Consider the following 19,085-nt stretch of genomic DNA (forward strand, 5'->3'; position numbering starts at 1 on the left):
GTTCTTCACATTTTCTTCTTAGCTTCGATCCCTAGCATGCTTAATCCGATTGTCAAACTTAAGCTCACCATTTGGCAGAGTTTGAGATATGGAAGCTCTTGAGGTGTTTCTAAAATCCTATGGGCATTGTAAAAGGCGTGAAAATCCCCAGCGAGGTTTTTAAGATACTCACAAATCTTTTGTAGTTCACGATCCACAAAGGCACTCATAAGCACTTTAGGCAAATTGAGCGCGCTAAAAAGCAGATGTGTTGCAACGGGGGGGAGATTACAAAGTGAGCTAGTGTAAATAGCTTGTTCATTTCCTCTTTGCAGGAATTTGCTCATAAGGGTGTGAATGCGCGCATTGGCGTAATGGATGTAGAAAATGGGATTAGAGCTGTCTTGTTTTTGCAAGCTAGCGACATCAAATTCTAAATGCGTGTCTAACTTTTTAGAGAGAAAAACAAAGCGCAGAGCGTCTTTGCCAATGTCTTGCAACACATCTTTCAAGAGGACAAAATTGCCTGCGCGTTTGCTCATCTTATAGGGTTTGCCCTCTTGCAAGAGGGCGACCATTTGCACTAAGAGCACCTCTAGGCGTTGGGATTCATAACCCAAAAACTCTAAAGCCGCCTTGACACGCGCCACATAGCCATGGTGATCTGCTCCAAAAATATTAATATAGTGGTCGTAGTTTTGTTGGAATTTGTAATCATGGTAGGTAATATCCCCAGCAATGTAGGTGAAGGTAGAGTCACTTTTTTTAAGCACACGATCCTTTTCATCTCCCTTTTGGCTGGAGGCAAGCCACATTTTCCCCTCATTCTCATAAACCCCCCCTGCCTCTTGCAAGCGTGCAAAAACCCTCTCTTGTGCGCTAAACATCGCCTTTTCGCTAATGTAAGTGTCCATGTGCACGCCTAATTCGGCTAGATTATCTTGAATCTCTGCTAGCATCGCCTCTTTAGCAAACTCTCCGAGCTGTGCGATTAAAGTTTGGCAATCACCCTGCAGGATTTTAAAATGCTCTTGAGCTTGCTTGGCCAATTCTGTAATATACACCCCCTTATAAGCGTTTTCTGGGTAATGCACCTCTATACCTTGCATTGCTTGCAAAGCTAAAAACACAGAGAGGCCTAGCATGTGGATTTGTGCGCCCATATCGTTGACATAATATTCAGCATGGGTTTTCACGCCTAAAAAACGCCCCAAACGGCACAAGCTATCCCCAAAAATCGCCCCGCGCGCATGCCCGATATGCAAAGGTCCGGTGGGATTTGCACTCACAAACTCTACATAATAACTTTCTTTAGACTCTAATGCGTTTCGCCCAAAATCTTTTCCTAGACTCAGAGCTTGATTGCACAACTCATCTAAAAAACTTTCTTTAAGCGTAAAGTTAAGATAGCCATTGAGCGCGCTAATAGAAGCAAAAATTTCTTGACATACCTGCTCTTGCTCTAAAAATTGTACCAATTCTTGAGCGATAATCTTAGGAGCTTTTTTACGCTCTTTAGCTAAAGAAAAAGCCACCACACTAGCATAATGCCCTAGAGTTTTGTCCTTAGGGTGCTCTAAAACGATCTTTGTGCCCAACAGGCGTTCTAAAACGCTTTTGACTCTGTTATGCAATTCTTAAGCCTTATGATCTTGCTGTGGAGTAGGGGGAGTAGGTGTTGAATTGTTGTGGAGAGCTTGGGATTCTTGGGGTTTTACTGGCTCTTCGTCTTCTTTGACCGCCTTTTTAAAGTTTTTAATCCCACTTCCAAGCCCTTTAGCAAGCTCGGGAATTTTCTTTGCCCCAAATAGAAGTAAAATCACAAACAAAACGATGAGCCAGTGCCAAACACTAGTAAAGCCACCCATATCAATCCTTTAAATACATGAAGTGGCCTATTCTACTATAGCTGACTTTAAAAGCCTTAAAGTTTTGTCCCTTGCCAAGCTGTGCAGAGCACCTCTTTAGGAAACATTTGTTGTTTATAATCTAGGGTGCGTGCCACCCACAAGACCTTTTCCTTAGCCTGTTCTAAATCATCATTGATGAGTACATAGTCAAAAGTATCCACTTCTTGAAGCTCTTTAAAAGCATTTTCAAGACGCTTGGCAATGATCTCTTGAGTATCCGTCCCTCGTTGCTCTAGGCGTTCTCTAAGCACTTGCACATTTTTAGTAGTAACAAAAACAGAAGTCGCTTTAGGATAAATTTTTTTAAGGCTATGATGCCCTTGCACATCAATATCAAAGAGCACAAGTTTGCCCGCCTTGAGAGCATCTTGTATGGGCAAAAGAGAAGTGCCGTAATGATGTCCATGCACAAGTGCCCATTCTAAGAATTGATTTTTTTTAATCCCCTCTAAAAATGCCTCTTGGCTCACAAAGTAATAATGTTGCCCATGAACTTCGCCCACTCGTTTGGGACGCGTGGTAGTGGAGATAGAAAAATAAACATCTTTGCAAGAAGCCATGATGTACTTGATCAAAGTGCTTTTGCCCGCCCCGCTTGGGCCTGCTAAGATTAAAATGCGATAAGCATCCCGAGCTGTCATTGGGGTTTGTCGACAATTTGAATACTCAAAACCTTATTTTTGAGAATCTCTGGATCAATGGGTAAATCTTTGAGCAGAGTTTGCAAATCTAAGGTTAAAGTAGGCAATACCGGCGACACGGAGTCTTGGCTTATTTGCTCATTGCTCTTTGTTTGTTCCTCATTGGCGGAATCTGTAGAAACAGACGATTCATGGATTTCTTGTGCAAACTCTTGTGGCTCAAGAGGTTGGGGTGTGTCCTCTACATGCGATGTTTCCTCTTTCTTATAGGAGTTGGCAACCTCAGACTCTTCTAGACTCTCTGTCGCATAAGACTCATCGTCGGCTGCAATTTCTAAGACCTCTTTAGTATTTTTTTCTACAATGTCTTCTAAAATGGGCTCTGCAGACATCTCCTCTTCTTGATGGGAAGTCTCTTGCGCTTGCCCCTCTTCTTGCTCGTCTAGAGTGTCCTGACTTGCGCCTGTTTCTACCTCCTTTTCTGCAGGGGAAGTAGCTGTTTGACTAAAAGTTTCTTCCTTTTGAGGGGTTTCCAACTCCTGAGGAGTATCCAAAGGCACATCTACTATAGAATCTTGAGCCAACTCTTCAGATTCAAATGTGGCTACTTGTTCCTCGTATTCTTGCCCCTCTTTGAGCTCTGCACTTTCAAGGAACTCTTCTTTCTCTTCTTTCTCTTCTTTCTCTTCTTTCTCTTCTTTCTCTTCTTTCTCTTCTTTCTCTTCTTTCTCTTCTTTCTCTTCTTTCTCTTCTTTCTCTTCTTTCTCTTCTTTCTCTTCTGTTGCTACATCTTCTTGATCTTGACCTTGCTGGGCATCCTGCTCCACATGGGAGATTTCCCCGGTCTTAGGGAAAGTATTTGGTGCTAGTGTTGCTTCAGTCTCAACTTCTGCATCGGTTTCTTGAGTTTCTTGAGTACTCACTTCCGTTGTCTCGCTGGGCTCTTGCGCTTCTGTTTGCTCTTTGTAGGGTTCATCCATCACACTGGCCATCACCGGCTCTGGAATATCCTCAAGATGGGCAATGTCCTGAGGTTCAACCTCAGCACTTTCCTGCTCTGAGGTTTTTTCTTGCAAATCAAATTTATCAGATTCTTTTTGTTCCAAAGCCGTTTCTTGAAATTCTTGTGCTAAGTGGAGAGGAGTTTGTTCTTCTTGAGATTCTAAATCTGAAGCTGTTTGCATCTCCTCTGCAGTAGCACCTGCATGGGTTTCTACCTTTTGGGGATCAGAAGGAAGCACCTCCTCTAAGGGAGGATTCTCTGGTATATCTTCTGCAAGATCGGGCTCATGGACACCCTCTTCATCCGCACTATTATCTACGGGCAAAAGATCTTCTAAGGAAATATCCGCAGGCTTTGAGTCAAATTCAGCCTCTTCTGTGGTTTCGGCTTGTGGGGCTGAAGATGGCTCTTCTGAAGAATCTTCTATGGGGGATTCTGTTTGAGATGTATTCTCCTGCTCCTGTTTTATTTCTGTGTTCTCTGAGGCGTGCGCTTCTGTAGCTACTTGTGAAACACTAGGTGTATCCATTTGAGGATCAAAGAGATGTTCTAGCTCTTCTAGTTGCTCTAACCCCTGATCGAAATTAGCATCAATGTCCAAGCCCAACGATTCGGAGTCCGTAGGCAACTTTTCTTGGGTAGAAGTCTCTTGATGGGGAATATCAAGAATATCCATGCTCTTTTCCAGGATATGTAAAACATCTGTGGGTAAAAAGGGCTTTTGGATGTAGTGGCTAAATGACCCAAAGGGTAAAACACTCTTTCTGTGAATGAAAGCGCTAAGCTTGCACGCCTCCAAATGGGGTTCGAATTTACGATACTCTTCTTCATCTATCACAGTGTCGTCCGCAAAGAAGAAATAATCCTCACCATTTTGTAAGCTCAAGAGTGCTTCATCGCTGTGTTCTTGCACTACCAGCTCTAAAGAAAGTTTTTTAGCAATATTTTCAAAGAGCTTTTCGACCATCCTATTTTGGTTGACTAATAAAATCTTCAACGCCACTCCTTAAGCTAGACTACCTAAACCCTGCATTATAATACAAAAATAAGCCTTTTTACTTTAACTTAATAAGGACTAGGAGTTTCAGGATGGTTTCATTTAGGTCTTTCTTATTACCTTGTGTATGCGCAGGTTTCTTGTGCGCTAACTCCACCCTTTACATGCTACCCTATGAGCAAAAAGATGCCCTAAATAGTTTGATTTCAGGGATCAATGCGGCGCAAAGTGATATTAATATCGCCATTTATAGTTTTACACACCAGGCCATCGCCAAGGCCCTTAAAAATGCTGCCAATCGTGGGGTAAAAATCAATATCATCTATGATTACGAATCAAACAAAAATGGGAGGCATTCTACCATCGCCTATCTCTCCAAATATAAGGGTATCCACACATGTCTTCTTCAAGGCTGGGAAGCCAAAATTGCTAGGCATTTTCAGCCCTCTTATAGAGGCATCATGCACCAAAAACTCGCGCTTATTGATAATAAGTGGATTTTTCTAGGTTCAGCCAACTGGAGTAAAAATGCTTTTGAAAACAGCTACGAACTGCTACTTAAAGACGATAACCCTGCCCTGATTCAAAAAGCTCAGAGCTATTATAAGAAGATGCTTTCCTCTTGTACGCCCTATTAAAAGTGGTAGTTGTACCCAATATAAAAAGCGAAGTTACGCCGTAACTTCACGCTGTAGCGATCACTTGTATAGTAACGATCGTTGATAGTGGGGATTTTAAAACCTAGATCGATTCCGTGTTGATCTACAAGTAAAGCCCTCAATCCAATATTAAAAAGAAATTGAAAAGCACTCACATTCACGCTAGGAAGACCTAAGCTAGGAATCCCTAATTTATCTTGCCCCGTATCACCCAATAACCAAGAACTACCCGCAATCCCTACGCCTACATATGTTCCCAAATCCAACGAAATGTCGTTGCGATAAACAGACCCCTGAAAAAAATTATAGAAAAAATCTGCAGCAGCCCCATAAGTGAGCAGGTTATTACCTCCATAATACCCTCCACCCCCATAGGGACTTGGATTATATTGCGCTCCAAACATCTGCCAATCTAAAAAGGCATAATAACGCGCTCCAAACATCTGATCATCGCGAAAATATCCCGTATATCCTATTAAGAAACCTAGACCATTCGCATTGACATTCATGCCATCGCGCTTAATGCGATTTTCCGTCTGAATATTGATGAGCCCGGTTTGATAACTAACTCCCACAATCAAACCTTTTTTCCAATCAGAGGTATCTAGGGCATCCAACCCCCCCATACCCACACCCAACACAGCCCCCATGATCATATTCAACCCGTGTTTCTTCCGCATTTTCTATCCTAAAAGTGATGGCTAAGCCCCCATTATAGTATAATCACGCATAAAACCCACTAAGGAAAAGCATGTTTAAATTTAAGCTTGCAAGTTTGTTAGTGTTGTTAAGTTTGCTTGGAGCTGTTGAGCCCGGGATTAAATTTGATCCTCCAGACTATGTAGAAGAGATGCCCTCTAAGGAGTTTATCCCTGAAATCGCCAAACCCGGAAGTCTCTTTGGGCAGGGAGAACGCCCCCTTTTTGCCGATAGACGCGCTATGAAGCCCAACGATCTTGTAACGGTGGAGATTGCTGAGAATGCCAGTGCCAATTACAGCGCATCTAAAAATTACGCCAATACCTCTAATGGTACTTCTACGCCTCCACGCCTAGCTTACAACGGCACTGACCTCAACAAAAGGGAACAAGCTCAGTTTTTAGATGATCGTAGTAATTACAGCCTCACCCAGCCCACCACAAACAACACTTTCAAAGGGGGAGGTTCACAAAAAAAGAGCGAGGATCTCAAATTTACCCTCACAGCGCGCATTGTCAAAGTTTTAGAAAATGGGAATTATTTTATTTATGGGAGTAAAGAAATTCTTGTAGATGGCGAAAAACAGGTGATTAAACTAAGTGGAGTGGTGCGCCCTTTTGATATTAGTAAAAATAATGTCGTGCAGTCTAAATACATCGCCGATGCCAAAATCTCTTACACCAATCTAGGACCTTTGAGCGCAAGCAATAAAAGAAAGCTCTCTAATGAAGTCCTTGAATCTGAATTTCCTTTTTAAGAGCTAGAGTGATCGCCATTATTTTAGCGCGCGCTAAGAGTCAGCGCATCCCTCATAAGAACATTTACCCTTTTTTAGGCAAACCCCTCATCGCGCATGTCATACAAACCGCCTTGGAATCAGAACTTTTTGAACAGGTGATAGTATCCACAGATGGTGCAAAGATCGCACGCATTGCCAGAGAATACGGCGCGTCTACCCCCTTTTTGCGCCCCGCTCATTTGGCCGATGCCCACACCCCCAGTTTAGAAGCCATAGCACACGCCATCACTACTTTAAAACTTACGCCCAAAACCCTTATTTGCGCGCTCTATGGCACAAGTGTCTTGCTCCAAACTAGCCAACTTAAAGAGGCAAAAAACGCGCTCTTAGACCATCCAACTTATAAATACGCTATCGCGCTTAGTCCTTATGGTGCTTCGCCTTACCGCGCTTTCAGTTTAAATCCAAATCCCGCCCCTCTTTTTGCTGAGCACCTCCCCAAACGCACCCAAGACCTCCCCCCTCTCTACCATGATAGCGGGCTTTTTTACATGGGAGAGGCGCGCCATTTTAGCAACTTAGAACCCCTTTTAGCTCCACATTCTTATCCTATCGTTGTGCCAGAACTCTATGTCCAAGACATCGACACCTTAGAGGACCTAGAATTAGCCAAACTCAAATACCAACTCTTGCACTCCCATGATCACTCTTCTAGTTGATGCCTCGCTTCAAAGCGGACTAGGGCATTTGCGCCGTGCCCAAAAACTTCAAAAACACTTAATTCGTATCGGTCTAGAATCGCGCCTTATTGCTCCCCACCCTTTAGCAGATATTAATATGGATTGGTTGCGTGATTTTAGAGTGTCCAAGAGCGATCGCCTCATTGTGGATAGCTACCAAGCTAGCCCAGATTTTTATCACCATGTCATTTCTACAGCGCGTACTTTGCTTATTTTTGAGGATTTCCCCCACTTTGATCTTCCCCCAAAAACCTTTAGGATCAATCCAGCCTTTCGGGCTGAAAATCTCTATAAAAACCCTTCAGAACACCATTTTCTAGGCTCGGATTTTATGCCCTTTGAATCCGCCTTTAAAGTGTCTGGCAAACAGCTAATCCCCACAATACAAACTCTTTTTATCTCTTTTGGAGGGAGTGCGCAAAGCTTGGGATTTTACCAACAAGCCTTAGAACGCCTGCAAAACATGCCCTACAAACTTCATATTTGCGCGCCCTCAGAAATCGCGCATGCCCTGCCTTATTGCCCTCAAGCGATTTATCATGAAAGTTTAGATTTACCCCAAATTGCCACTCTTTTAAAACAAAGCGACGTAGCTTTGTTGGGAGGTGGGGGGATGCTCTATGAGTCCATACTTGCTCTCACGCCTATTTTAGCCATAGAGGTAGCCCCCAACCAACGCCCCCAACTTGAAGCTTTGAGCGCGATTAAAGCCTGTAAGCGCAGCACTTTTCAAACTTTGCAAGATGATCTAGAAGCACTCAACCTTAAAGCACGCCTTGCTATGCAAACTGCTCAAAAGAAATTAAACATCGGCAACGCGCTTGAATCCACACTAAAGGCCATCTTTGCTTGATTCTTCATGGCTTTCTAAAAGTTTTGAGATTCCCTCAAGTGCCCTGCAAGAACATCCTCCTCTCTACGCTTGCCACTTTACTCACATGACCCAAAAAGAGCAACTAGAAATTTTGGCTTTCCGCAATCACCCTAAAACCTCCATATGGATGCTCAATGAACATATTAGCCTAGAGGCGCATCTGCGCTTTATAGAGCAACTCAAAGATAATCCCAATAGTGCTTACTATCTTTTTAAACAGAAGCAAACTTTGCTAGGCGTGGGCTCTCTTACAAGGATACACCCCATACACAGACACGGATTTTTGGGTATTTATAAAAATCCAAATTTAGAACATGTGGGGAGGCAAATCCTTAATGCGCTTGAATTTATCGCCTTTTATAAAATCCGCCTCCATGCCCTACATTTAGAAGTGCTTGCGACTAATGAGCGGGCGTTAAATTTTTACCAACGCCACGCTTACCGCAAAGAAGGCTATCTGCGCGATTTTATTTATAGAGATGGCCGCTACCACGATGTGTGGCTATTTGTAAAATTTTCGCCCCTGAACACTTTTTAAAGGAAAATCATGCCCGCACCCTATATTGTTGCCGAATTGAGCGCAAACCATGCACAATCCCTTAAGACTGCTCTGTTATCTTTAGAAGCTATCAAGGCCAGCGGAGCTAATGCTGCTAAGTTACAAACCTACACACCTGAATGTCTCACTCTTAAGGCCGATCACCCTCCCTTTATGATTCAGGGCACGCCGTGGGATCAACAAAGTCTTTACGAACTTTATCAGCGTGCAAGTATGCCATTAGAATGGCATGCTGATCTATTTAGCCATGCTAAAAGTCTTGGTTTGGAAATTTTTAGTTCTGTTTTTAGTCTAATGGGGCTTGAGCTTTTAGAAAAGCTTGAATGCCCTTGCTATAAGATTGCAAGCTTTGAGATCGTGCATTTAGAACTTATTGCCCAAGTAGCTAGCACACACAAACCCCTGATCATCTCAACTGGAATCGCTACTCATACAGAGATTTTAGAAGCCCTAGAAACATGCTACAAGGCAGGCAATACCAACATCACGCTACTACACTGCACCAGTGCTTACCCCACACCCTTGCAACAGGCAAATTTGCTAGCTATGCCAAAACTCAAAGAGCGTTACAACACCGCCTATGGTCTTAGCGATCATACTTTGGGATTTTTGAGTGCGATCATCGCGACCACTCTTAAAGCTTCTATGATTGAAAAGCATTTTATTTTAGATAAAAGTTTGGAAAGTGTGGATAGAGATTTTAGTATGGATGCTCAAGAGTTTAAACAGATGGTGCAGGCTGTGCAGGACACTTATTTAGCACTAGGGAGTGGAGAGAGAGAGGACGCACCCCAAAAAGGGCGCGAATTCGCTAGGAGTTTGTTTATTACCAAGCCCCTTAAACAAGGGGAAACCCTCACCAGCGATCATGTGCGTGCTCTGCGCCCTAATGCTGGACTGCCTCCCAAACTTTTAACCCAAGTGCTAGGCAAAAAGGTAATTAAAGACCTCGAATATGCCCATCCGCTTCAATGGCAAGACCTTGAAAATTAATTTTCTCTAGCTAAACACTTGGCACACACCACAAAGAGCTTCATGTCATGGCTAACTAGCTTGGCTTGGAATTTATGTGTTACCTGAACCTGTCGCTCTTCTATCTCCTGATCCACAAACTCGATAATGTCTCCACATTGCAAACAGATAATGTGATCATGGTGTTCTTTGGCTGCAATCTCGTAACGCCGCCCATTTTTATTTGTTTCCAAAGTGTAGATGAATCGTTCTTTCTCTAAGAAATTGAGGATTCGATAAACTGAAGAAATGCTCGTGTTCTTGTCCCGTAAACGGATGCTATGGGTGATCTCCTCAGGACTTAAATGCGTTCCACTTTTATAAAGCACACTCACCACTTCTTCGCGTTGCTTGGAATTTTTTAGCCCATTTTTTCTGATGGAGACTCTCAGACGCTCCAAAATGGACTCCAAGGTTTCTAACCGCCGCATTCTCAACTCCTTTTAGTATGACACGACCATGTACAGCGCATGGCTAAGCGTTTATGGTAGCATTATTTATTTAATGCCGTTTAATTTCTTAAATTCTATAGGGAGTTATCCTCCCCCCATTTTGGGGAAGGAGAGGAGTTAGGCGTGTGGATGGCCTCCTGGATGGCTTGCGTGAGGATGCGCACCATGTCCATGTGGGTGTCCATGCGGATTAGCTCCGTGTGGATGGCCTTTAGTGTGTGGGTTACCCTTTGCACCCACATAAGAAATATGCCCATGCGCGTCAATGTCATAAGCTTGACCAAAGCCTTTAACGAAACGACCTTTAACAAACTCTAATTTGATGAGATGGAAATCTTGCATGTTGCGGATAGTTTCTAATCCGCGCCCCTTGCCATGCTTGTTTAAGAAATTGTCATAAACACGATCAAACTCTGCACCTCTCTCAATGAAATGTAGTTTTGTTCTGTAGCGCAAACGCTTACGCAAGATGGGTGACTTGGCACCCGCCTCATCCTCTAAGAACATGATTTCCACATTGTTTGGATGAGCTTTGAGACTTTTGAAGTGCTCGGCCACCTCGCTCACATAAATGTAAAATTGTTTATGCCCGTTTTGCTCATCAAAAAGAAGCGCGCTATAAGAGCAAATTACTTCATTTTCAGGGCTAAGACTGGCGATACACACACTGCTAAAACCTTCACGGAATTTTTCTAAATCTTCTTGTACGCCCTTAAAGTCTGTGGTCTCAGAAATAGAAGTGCAAAGGGCGATGATAGCGTTTTTAATACCCTCATTATCATTCACTTTAGCAGGATAATCAATTTTTAACATACCCTCTTTGCCTCCAAGAGTGTAGGCAATTTCAATGTGCTCTAAAGTGGCGGTTTTGAGGCGTACGCCCTGTGCACCCTTAATTTGGCCAAATTTTTCCAATAATTTTTCCATATCGCCCACATGGTTTTTATTCATGTGGTCTAAGATAAACTGAATGTTCACAAATGCTCCTCGTAAATTTTAAGGCTCCGTATTGTAGCATAATAAGTTTAATCTCTAGTTCACTCTTGGAGACAAGATGACCCATATAATTTTGAGTGGAGGGAGCGGCAAAAGGTTATGGCCCTTAAGTCGCGAACACTTCCCCAAGCAGTTTTTAAAACTTTATGGAGATCGCAGTTTATTTGGTCTAGCTTTAGAACGCTTGAATACAGAAGAATCCCACTTTTTGGTGGTGTGCAATGACGCGCATTATTTCCATGCTCTAGGGGAAGTTAGCCATGCGAACTTAGCAGATCGCACAGATTTTCTCTTGGAGAGCGCGAGCAAAAACACCATGAATTCTCTGATTTTAGCTGCCTTGAGTTGCGATCCTTGCGAAGTGTTGGTAGTCAGTCCTACCGATCATCTCATGGACACACAAGCCTTTAGAGAAGCCCTCAAAATTGCCACACAGCACGCCCAAGAAGATCAAATGGTTCTCTTTGGAATTGCCCAAGAGCCTAGCTCTCAATACGGCTTTGTGCGTTGCAGCGCGCCTGAAAATGGAGTTTGCAGGGTATTAAGTTTTATAGAAAAACCTAGCCCTTCTCAAATTGAGGGATTGAGCACGCAGGAGGGAGATTTTTACATCAATAGTGGGATGTTTGTCTTTAAAGCCGGAGTGTTTTTAGAGGCGTGCGCTGTGCATGCGCCTGCTATGTTGCAAGCCTGCCAAATCCTGTTTCAAAAGGCTAAAAAACTCCCAAATATCTTAAAATGTGAGGGCATGGAAACCTTGCAAGAGGGCTCGGTAGACATAGAATTATGGCAAAAATGCCCAGATTTAAAGCTAGTGCCCCTAAAAGCTAATTGGCAAGATGTGGGGCATTTTAAGAGTTTGCACAATAGTTTGCCTGCTGACGCACATGGCAATGTTTGCCACAATGGCAAATTAGAGAGCTATCAATCTGCCCATAACTACGCCACTAGCACTAAGGATAAGCTCATATGTTTATTGGGCATAGAAAATTGTGTGGTCGTGGACACTCGAGATGCTTTATTGGTCGCAAGCCAAAGCTATTTGGACAGCCTTAAAAATGTGGTAGCACAAATTGGGGAAAAATACCCCGCCTTATTGCAAAGTTACCCACTAGAATACCGCCCTTGGGGAAGTTTTGAGGTTTTATTGGATTATCCCGCTTTTAAGGTAAAATTGCTAGAAATCACGCCTCATAAACGCCTCAGTTTGCAAAGGCACAAACACCGCAGCGAGCACTGGGTCGTGGTGGAGGGGGTGGCCAGTGTGGTGATTGAAGAGCGCAACTTAAAAGTGCACACTAATGAGAGTGTGTTTATCAAACAAGGACAAATCCACAGACTGGGCAATGACACTAACCAGCCTCTAAAAATCTTAGAAGTGCAATGCGGTCTGTGCGATGAAGCCGATATTGAACGCTTGCAAGATGATTACAAACGCCCCTAAAGGATCACTATGAGAAAAATCGCACTGATTAGCGGGATTACTGGACAAGATGGGAGTTATCTAGCGCGCCACTTGCTAGATTTGGGTTATGAGGTGCATGGAATCAAGCGCCGCAGTTCCTCATTTAACACTGCGCGTATCGATTCTATTTATGAGGACACGCACACTAGCCATAACCGCTTTTTCTTGCATTATGGTGATCTCACCGATTCGAGCAATATGACTAGCCTTGTGGCTAAAATCCGCCCCACAGAAATTTATAATTTAGCCGCTCAAAGCCATGTGCAAGTTTCTTTTGAAATGCCTGAATATACGGCTAATGTGGATGCTCTAGGAACCCTGCGCCTCCTAGAAGCAATGCGCTTTTTAAACCTTAAAGACACCCGCTTTTATCAAGCTAGCACCTCAGAACTCTATGGAGAAGTGCTAGAAACTCCCCAAAATGAGAACACCCCCTTTAACCCTAGAAGTCCTTACGCGGTGGCTAAACTTTATGCCTATTACATCACCAAAAACTATCGCGAAGCTTATGGGTTCTTTGCCGTCAATGGGATTTTGTTTAATCATGAAAGCCCCGTTAGAGGAGAAACTTTTGTAACCCGCAAGATTACCATGGCCATTAGTCGTATGCTCTTGGGCTTACAAGATTGCTTGTATTTGGGTAATTTAGATGCCAAACGCGACTATGGACATGCAAAAGACTATGTAAAGGCGATGCATTTGATTTTACAACACAAAGAGCCAGTAGATTTTGTGGTCGCTAGTGGGGAGACGATGAGTATTCGGGAATTTACCCGGCGTTGTTTTGCGCGTGTAGGAGTGATCTTAGAATTTAGAGGAGAGGGGTTAGAAGAGGTGGGGGTGATTCGTGGATTTGAATCTAGCGATCTGTGCGCTGATCTCAAGCATTCTCTCAAAAAAGATCAAATTGTGGTGCGTGTAGATGCCCGCTATTTCCGCCCCACAGAAGTGGATTTACTCCTAGGCGATCCTTCCAAGATCGAGCGTGAATTAGGCTGGAAGCGTGAGTTTAGTGTAGACGATCTCATTACAGATATGTTGAGAAGCGATTTGGTTTTGGCCAAGAAAGAGGCGTTAGTGCGCTAGGGTGCAAAACGCCCGGGTTTTTTCCACCACCCTTGTCTATAAGCCCAATAAAAAATCCCTGAACGGATATAGGTTTCTACACAGATAACCACAAAGAGCCATTTAATATCCATGCCACTTTTGAGCAAAACATACATGGGGGCAATGCGCAATAGCCACAGGCTAGCCGTGTTGATATACAAAGAAACCTTAGCCATCCCCGCCCCCCTAAAAACCCCATCCAGCACAAAGAGAAAAATCAAAGGCATTTGAGAGATTCCTACAGCGGTCAGATACCACGCAGCCACCTCGATCACCTTAGGGTTTTTTGAGAAAATCTCTGCGAAAGGTTTAGCAAAAACCACCATGAGTATCCCTAAAAACCCTAAGAGAGACCCTGCCACCTTTAAAGTCGTGCGCACATAATCTTGCGCTACCTCTACACGATTAGCTCCTAAATTCTGCCCAACCAACACCATGCAAGCAATGGTAAAACCTAGTCCGGGCATAAAGCTAAAGGTTTCCACGCGCAAACCCACCTGCATCCCTGCCAAAATGACATCACCATAACTTGCAACAAATTTAGACACCAACACCATAGAAAAGAGACTTAAAAGCCGCTCAAATCCAGAAGGCCAGCCCACATGCCAAGCGCGCTTAAAAAATTGCCAATCAAATTTCCAGCGGAATTTAAGAGGGGTGTTTTTGATGGTAATCACTCCAAACAAGATTGCCAATTCTAAAAACGCCACAATCACATTAGCTAAAGCCGCACCAGCAATGTCTAAGCGCATAAAACCATACTTGCCAAAGATAAGCGCATCGTTTAAGAATAAACAGAGCACGCTCATGGCCGTTTTGATAAGCAGGGGAGTTAGAGTATCAGAGAGGCTAGCCAGAGCGGCCACCATGACATTTTTGACAAAAATGGCGGGCATGGCAAAAATAAAAATGCGCAAATATTCTTGAGCTAGGAGGTTCGCCTCTCCACCCACACCCATCCAATGCACAAAGGGGGCGATCCCCAAAAATCCCAGCGCACAAGCTAGCGCACAAATGCCCATCGCCCCTATAAGGATACTTGAATAACCCACTGCCAAGTTTTCCATATCTTGCGCCCCCACTAGACGACTCAAAATAGCATTTGTGCCAATGAAAAAAATCGAGTTGATACAATAAAAGAGCAAGATATACTGCAACCCCACTCCCAACCCTACAATATGGGTGTCTGAGAGTCGTCCCATAAACACAGTAGAAATAGCAATGACAAAAATTTCCAAAAAATTATTACTTGCTGAGGGGAGGGCTAACATCAGAATTTTTTTAAGCTTTTCCATAAGTATATGCTACCATAAATGCGTTTTAGCCACCACAAAGTAGTTTATAGCTAAAAAGAATTCGAGGAATATTAGTCCTGTTTGCGGAAAATAAACTTGTCAATCTTAAAAAAGATGATTGCACCGATTGTTTGACCAATAAAGAGATTGAGCCAAAGGGGTGTGTGCAACCACTCAAACAAGAGCATAAAGGGTAGCATCACCACCGCTGAAACCATCCAACGCACCCAATAAATGAAAAACAAGCGAGTTTTATATTCCTCAAAAAATTTCATTAACTCTCCTAAGATAATTTCACACAAGGATAGCAAAACTAGGCGTATGGTTGGTTACCCCCTCCCTTAAAGGCTAAAGGCTAATGTTTTTGCAGCAACTCTTGGATGCGCTGGCCGTAGTGGCTGTCCGCCTTTTTAAAGTGTTCTAGCTGGCGTTTGATGATGTCTTCAGGCACACCTTGCATCGCATCGGCGATATTTTGACAAGTGCGCTCCTGCTCATCTTTGGGCATCAGGCGGAAGAGATTGCCTGCCTGCGTGTAGTAATCCGTGTCATAATCGCGGAAGTTGTAGGCATAAGCTGCCATTTCATCCTCAAGCTTGCCAAGATCGAGTTTGGGCTCGCGCGCATGAGGAGCTTCTTTGTAGCCGGGCAGAGAGCTAGGTTCATAGTTGCGCATCGCGCCGTCATGCCCATTATTCATAAAGCCATCGCGTGAAGAGGTCGCAAAAGGACAACGGGGCGCATTTACTGGTAGCTGACTATGGTTAATCCCTAACCTATAGCGGTGGGTGTCTCCATAAGCAAAGAGTCGCCCTTGTAGCATGCGATCAGGGCTATAACCCACACCGGGCACCACATGGGCAGGGTTGAAAGCGGATTGTTCCACCTCAGCAAAATAATTTTCGGGGTTTTTATTGAGCTCTAAAATGCCCACTTCGATCAAGGGGTAGTCTTTATGACTCCACACTTTGGTAACATCAAAGGGGTGGAATTTGTAGTTCTTGGCATCGCTCTCAGGCATCACCTGCACACAAAAACGCCATTTGGGATAATCTTTTTTCTCAATGGCTTCAAACAGATCGCGTTGGTGCGAATCCATGTCGTGCATGCGAATCTTAGCCGCTTCTTCGCTAGTGAAGTTTTGGATACCCTGCAAAGTTTTAAAGTGGAATTTCACCCAAAAGCGTTCGTTTTTTTCATTAATAAGACTAAAAGTGTGGCTACCATAGCCATTCATATGGCGGTAGCTCTTAGGAATCCCTCGATCGCTCATCAAAATAGTGACTTGGTGCAAACTCTCAGGCACTAAGCTCCAAAAATCCCAAACCATCGTGGCATCTTTTAAATTGGTCTTGGGGTGGCGTTTTTGGGTGTGGATAAAATCAGGAAATTTGAGAGGATCGCGGATGAAAAACACGGGGGTATTATTGCCCACAATGTCCCAGTTACCCTCTTCTGTGTAGAGCTTGAGCGCAAAGCCCCTAGGATCGCGCTCGGCATCTGCTGATCCCTTTTCACCCGCCACGGTGGAAAAGCGCAAAAAGCAAGGGGTTTTTTTACCCACCTGATTAAAAAGTTTGGCTTTGCTGTATTTGGTGATTTCTGTGTTAGTGATGGTCAATGTCCCATAAGCTCCACTCCCCTTAGCGTGCACCACGCGCTCAGGAATGCGCTCGCGATCAAAATGGGCGAGTTTTTCTAAAAACCAAGTGCTTTGGAGTAAAACAGGTCCTCTAGGTCCTGCTGTCAGGACATCTTGATTATTGCCAACAGGCGCGCCAACGGCATTGGTAAGAACAACATCTTTATCCATGAAAATCCTTTCAAAATAGATTTTTCTTTGGGGAAACCCCGTTAAAATTATAACGCAGGATAGATAAACGCGTCTATTTTGGGCAGGAAAAATACGCTAGCTTATTTAATAAATCGTTACTCATTGTAATCTTTAGCAATTACCACCCCTGCTTTTGACAAAAAATTAAACTCGGTTGCCCTTGTTGGCATTGTGCGCATATTTAAGTCGCTATTACTAAAGTAATGGGCAAAAAAGTAATAAAAAAATAATTAAAGAATTAATTTTATCCGTTGTAGTTTTATCTTCACATTTTTAGTGTAAAATCGCTCCGATTATGTACAAGGTTGATATTTTGAATCTTAAGACCGCCTTGTTCTTTTTTCCTCTATGCCTTTTAGCTTTCGACTATAAGATCAGCGGGCGTGTGGGGTCATTTTCTCGTGTTGGCTTCAATAATTCAGCGATCAATTCAGATAAAGGGATTTACCCTACAGGTACTTATGTTACTGCTGTGGGGGCACTACAAATTGATGTTAACTTGTTGCCTAAGTCTGTAAGCGCACACAAACTAAGCGCAGGACTTGGGGGTGAGTTGGGCGGATTGGCTTTTGACTCCACTAAAACACTCATTGATCAAAGTAAGCCGAATGCAGGATTTCAGCCGGCTAACTGGTATTACATTGGGCGTTGGCAGGGCTATTTGATGGATGCCCCATGGCATCGCTCTTTTTATGGCAATAGTGTCAATACACATGATTATATTCTCTACAATGCCTACATTAGTTATTCCTACAAAGATATTGTAGGTTGTCAAGCGGGGCGTTATCGTAGCCACGCGCTTTTTTTAAGCGGTTATAATCAAGGGTTTGAATGCTTTGCACGGAAGGGGGCTTGGCAGATGGAATGGTTTAGCACTTATGGGCGGGGGCGGGCGAGTTTGCAATATATCCGCGATTTTTACGCTCCCGTGCAATACCGCTACGCAAATGGGGCGCGCACTAATTACGGGATGCATACCATAGACTTGCGTTGGCATCAAAAATCTTGGGATGTTCGAGCCTTTTTGTGGTTTTACCCTAAAAATTTTATCGCCCCCGGAGGGCAGATTTCTTATGACACCCAGAATAAGTTAGGAAATTGGCGTATCCAAACCCACCTTTACTGGTGGCTGCCCATCTATAGCCGTGCTTTATCCCATGTATATTGGCGCGGTAGCCTCATTGACCATGTGAGTGCTTCTTTGCTGATTCAGCAGAATTTTTTGATTCATGATTACCACTTTGGTTGGAGTGTTTATAAAAATTTTGGGAACGCTAATGCCCAAGTAGCGCGCTTTGGCACTCCTATTAAATACGATACCAAAGACGACACATCCTATGAAGGCCGTTTGGACAATCTTTATAATAGCAATGCGCTAACTTTGGTCGCTCGGGGTGGGGGAGCTTATGCTAAGTTTTCTTGGGAGCTTTTGGGGAGACTTACCTATTCTCCTAGGGCCAATGAAGAAAGTTTGGGCTTGACTTGTTTTTATAACATGAATAAACATGTCCGCATGATGCTCAGATTTAATTACTATGAAGTGTTCATGCATCGAGGCTACAAGGTGGCTGACTTTGGCGCGCCTAATCTAAGCTTTGCTCCCACTACTCAAGACCGCTCTTACATGATGACTTCCATTCGTTACCAATTGTGAAAGAAATTAGACAACAACTTCGCCTTTTTAAGTTTAACCGCTATGTGCCATAATATAATAAACAAAAATAAAAGGCAGTGCCATGTTTGACTTTTTCTCTAAAGAGCGTACGCATCAGATGAGTGACAAGGACGCGCAAATCCGCTCACTACAGAAAAAGCTAGATGTTTACAAGCAACTTGTAGATTTGTGCGCTCATGAAGGCCTTATTGGGATCAAGGATGACAAGATCGTGTTTAAGAGTGGAAACATCGCAGAAATAGCAGGTTTAGAGCAAAAAGCAAGCGAGTTGGCCCATGCCAATCAGACTTTTAGCTTTAATGATCGCACTTACACGCTCACGAGTAGGCGTATTGATGATGTGCTTTACTACTCTTTTACACAAAATACGGAATGTTTAGAACAACTAGGCAAGAGCAGTATTTTTAACCTCTATTATGAGAACATGAAAGATGGAGTAGAGGGTATCCA

The 19,085-nt window shown here is 43.5% G+C and carries 19 protein-coding genes; 9 read left to right on the forward strand and 10 right to left on the reverse strand.

Annotated features, from left to right (window positions below; all coding sequences use genetic code 11):
- Positions 1 to 5: 5 nt before the first annotated feature.
- Genes argS through C6H00_RS00920 form a run of 4 tightly spaced genes read right to left on the reverse strand, consistent with a single transcriptional unit; the run spans position 6 to position 4,530 of the window.
- Positions 6 to 1,613, reverse strand: a complete 1,608-nt coding sequence (argS, locus tag C6H00_RS00905) for an arginine--tRNA ligase (protein ID WP_104749175.1) — start codon at positions 1,611 to 1,613, stop codon at positions 6 to 8.
- A 3-nt stretch (positions 1,614 to 1,616) separates the two neighbouring features.
- The gene (gene tatA, locus C6H00_RS00910) at positions 1,617 to 1,847 is read right to left on the reverse strand and encodes a twin-arginine translocase TatA/TatE family subunit (RefSeq protein ID WP_104749176.1); all 231 of its coding nucleotides are present in this window, start codon (positions 1,845 to 1,847) and stop codon (positions 1,617 to 1,619) included.
- 56 nt (positions 1,848 to 1,903) lie between these two features.
- Positions 1,904 to 2,530: a guanylate kinase gene (gmk, locus tag C6H00_RS00915; RefSeq protein ID WP_104749177.1), complete on the reverse strand. Its 627-nt coding sequence runs from the start codon at positions 2,528 to 2,530 to the stop codon at positions 1,904 to 1,906.
- Entirely contained in the window at positions 2,527 to 4,530 is a 2,004-nt protein-coding gene (locus tag C6H00_RS00920) for a hypothetical protein (RefSeq protein WP_104749178.1), read from the reverse strand. Before C6H00_RS00920 ends, gmk begins: the two co-directional genes overlap by 4 nt.
- Positions 4,531 to 4,622: 92 nt before the next feature.
- On the opposite strand from C6H00_RS00920, the gene C6H00_RS00925 reads away from it, so the two are divergent.
- Entirely contained in the window at positions 4,623 to 5,168 is a 546-nt protein-coding gene (locus tag C6H00_RS00925; protein WP_104749179.1) for a phospholipase D-like domain-containing protein, read from the forward strand.
- On the opposite strand, the gene C6H00_RS00930 is transcribed toward C6H00_RS00925, so the two are convergent.
- A complete protein-coding gene (locus C6H00_RS00930) occupies positions 5,165 to 5,869 on the reverse strand; it encodes an outer membrane protein (RefSeq protein ID WP_104749180.1) in 705 nt (234 codons plus the stop codon). The two genes, C6H00_RS00925 and C6H00_RS00930, sit on opposite strands and share 4 nt — an antisense overlap.
- Before the next feature lie 71 nt (positions 5,870 to 5,940).
- Here C6H00_RS00930 and flgH point away from each other — a divergent pair, with 71 nt between their 5' ends.
- The 5 genes from flgH (at position 5,941) to pseI (ending at position 9,793) form a co-directional block, all read left to right on the forward strand.
- Positions 5,941 to 6,645: a flagellar basal body L-ring protein FlgH gene (flgH, locus tag C6H00_RS00935; RefSeq protein ID WP_104749181.1), complete on the forward strand. Its 705-nt coding sequence runs from the start codon at positions 5,941 to 5,943 to the stop codon at positions 6,643 to 6,645.
- 8 nt (positions 6,646 to 6,653) lie between these two features.
- Positions 6,654 to 7,346: a pseudaminic acid cytidylyltransferase gene (gene pseF, locus C6H00_RS00940; RefSeq protein ID WP_104749182.1), complete on the forward strand. Its 693-nt coding sequence runs from the start codon at positions 6,654 to 6,656 to the stop codon at positions 7,344 to 7,346.
- On the forward strand, positions 7,327 to 8,220 hold the full coding sequence (locus C6H00_RS00945) for a hypothetical protein (RefSeq protein ID WP_104749183.1): 894 nt from the start codon (positions 7,327 to 7,329) through the stop codon (positions 8,218 to 8,220). Before pseF ends, C6H00_RS00945 begins: the two co-directional genes overlap by 20 nt.
- Positions 8,221 to 8,305: 85 nt before the next feature.
- Positions 8,306 to 8,779, forward strand: coding sequence for a UDP-4-amino-4,6-dideoxy-N-acetyl-beta-L-altrosamine N-acetyltransferase (gene pseH / locus C6H00_RS00950; protein WP_199769140.1), 474 nt, complete (start codon positions 8,306 to 8,308; stop codon positions 8,777 to 8,779).
- Between the two features lie 6 nt (positions 8,780 to 8,785).
- Entirely contained in the window at positions 8,786 to 9,793 is a 1,008-nt protein-coding gene (gene pseI, locus C6H00_RS00955; protein ID WP_199769141.1) for a pseudaminic acid synthase, read from the forward strand.
- Here pseI and fur read toward each other — a convergent pair.
- Together fur and C6H00_RS00965 are read right to left on the reverse strand one after the other, a co-directional pair.
- Positions 9,790 to 10,242, reverse strand: coding sequence for a ferric iron uptake transcriptional regulator (fur, locus tag C6H00_RS00960; RefSeq protein WP_104749186.1), 453 nt, complete (start codon positions 10,240 to 10,242; stop codon positions 9,790 to 9,792). The two genes, pseI and fur, sit on opposite strands and share 4 nt — an antisense overlap.
- A gap of 138 nt (positions 10,243 to 10,380) precedes the next feature.
- Positions 10,381 to 11,241 (reverse strand): HugZ family heme oxygenase, encoded by an 861-nt coding sequence (locus tag C6H00_RS00965; RefSeq protein ID WP_104749187.1) that lies wholly within the window; start codon positions 11,239 to 11,241, stop codon positions 10,381 to 10,383.
- A gap of 76 nt (positions 11,242 to 11,317) precedes the next feature.
- On the opposite strand from C6H00_RS00965, the gene C6H00_RS00970 reads away from it, so the two are divergent.
- Both C6H00_RS00970 and gmd read left to right on the forward strand, forming a co-directional pair.
- On the forward strand, positions 11,318 to 12,703 hold the full coding sequence (locus tag C6H00_RS00970; protein WP_104749188.1) for a sugar phosphate nucleotidyltransferase: 1,386 nt from the start codon (positions 11,318 to 11,320) through the stop codon (positions 12,701 to 12,703).
- A gap of 9 nt (positions 12,704 to 12,712) precedes the next feature.
- Entirely contained in the window at positions 12,713 to 13,810 is a 1,098-nt protein-coding gene (gene gmd / locus C6H00_RS00975; RefSeq protein WP_104749189.1) for a GDP-mannose 4,6-dehydratase, read from the forward strand.
- Here the strand turns inward: gmd and C6H00_RS00980 are convergent.
- The 3 genes from C6H00_RS00980 to C6H00_RS00990 form a co-directional block, all read right to left on the reverse strand.
- Complete coding sequence (locus tag C6H00_RS00980; RefSeq protein WP_104749190.1) at positions 13,807 to 15,126, reverse strand: MATE family efflux transporter; 1,320 nt, start codon at positions 15,124 to 15,126, stop codon at positions 13,807 to 13,809. The two genes, gmd and C6H00_RS00980, sit on opposite strands and share 4 nt — an antisense overlap.
- A 71-nt stretch (positions 15,127 to 15,197) precedes the next feature.
- Positions 15,198 to 15,401 (reverse strand): hypothetical protein, encoded by a 204-nt coding sequence (locus tag C6H00_RS00985; protein ID WP_041303382.1) that lies wholly within the window; start codon positions 15,399 to 15,401, stop codon positions 15,198 to 15,200.
- Between the two features lie 80 nt (positions 15,402 to 15,481).
- Positions 15,482 to 16,939 (reverse strand): catalase, encoded by a 1,458-nt coding sequence (locus tag C6H00_RS00990; protein ID WP_104749191.1) that lies wholly within the window; start codon positions 16,937 to 16,939, stop codon positions 15,482 to 15,484.
- A 316-nt stretch (positions 16,940 to 17,255) separates the two neighbouring features.
- Between C6H00_RS00990 and C6H00_RS00995 the strand changes: the two genes are divergently transcribed.
- Entirely contained in the window at positions 17,256 to 18,614 is a 1,359-nt protein-coding gene (locus C6H00_RS00995; RefSeq protein ID WP_104749192.1) for an outer membrane family protein, read from the forward strand.
- The last annotated feature ends 471 nt before the right edge of the window (positions 18,615 to 19,085 follow it).

It is taken from the genome of Helicobacter cynogastricus (assembly GCF_900197855.1).
Taxonomy (GTDB): Bacteria; Campylobacterota; Campylobacteria; order Campylobacterales; family Helicobacteraceae; genus Helicobacter; species Helicobacter cynogastricus.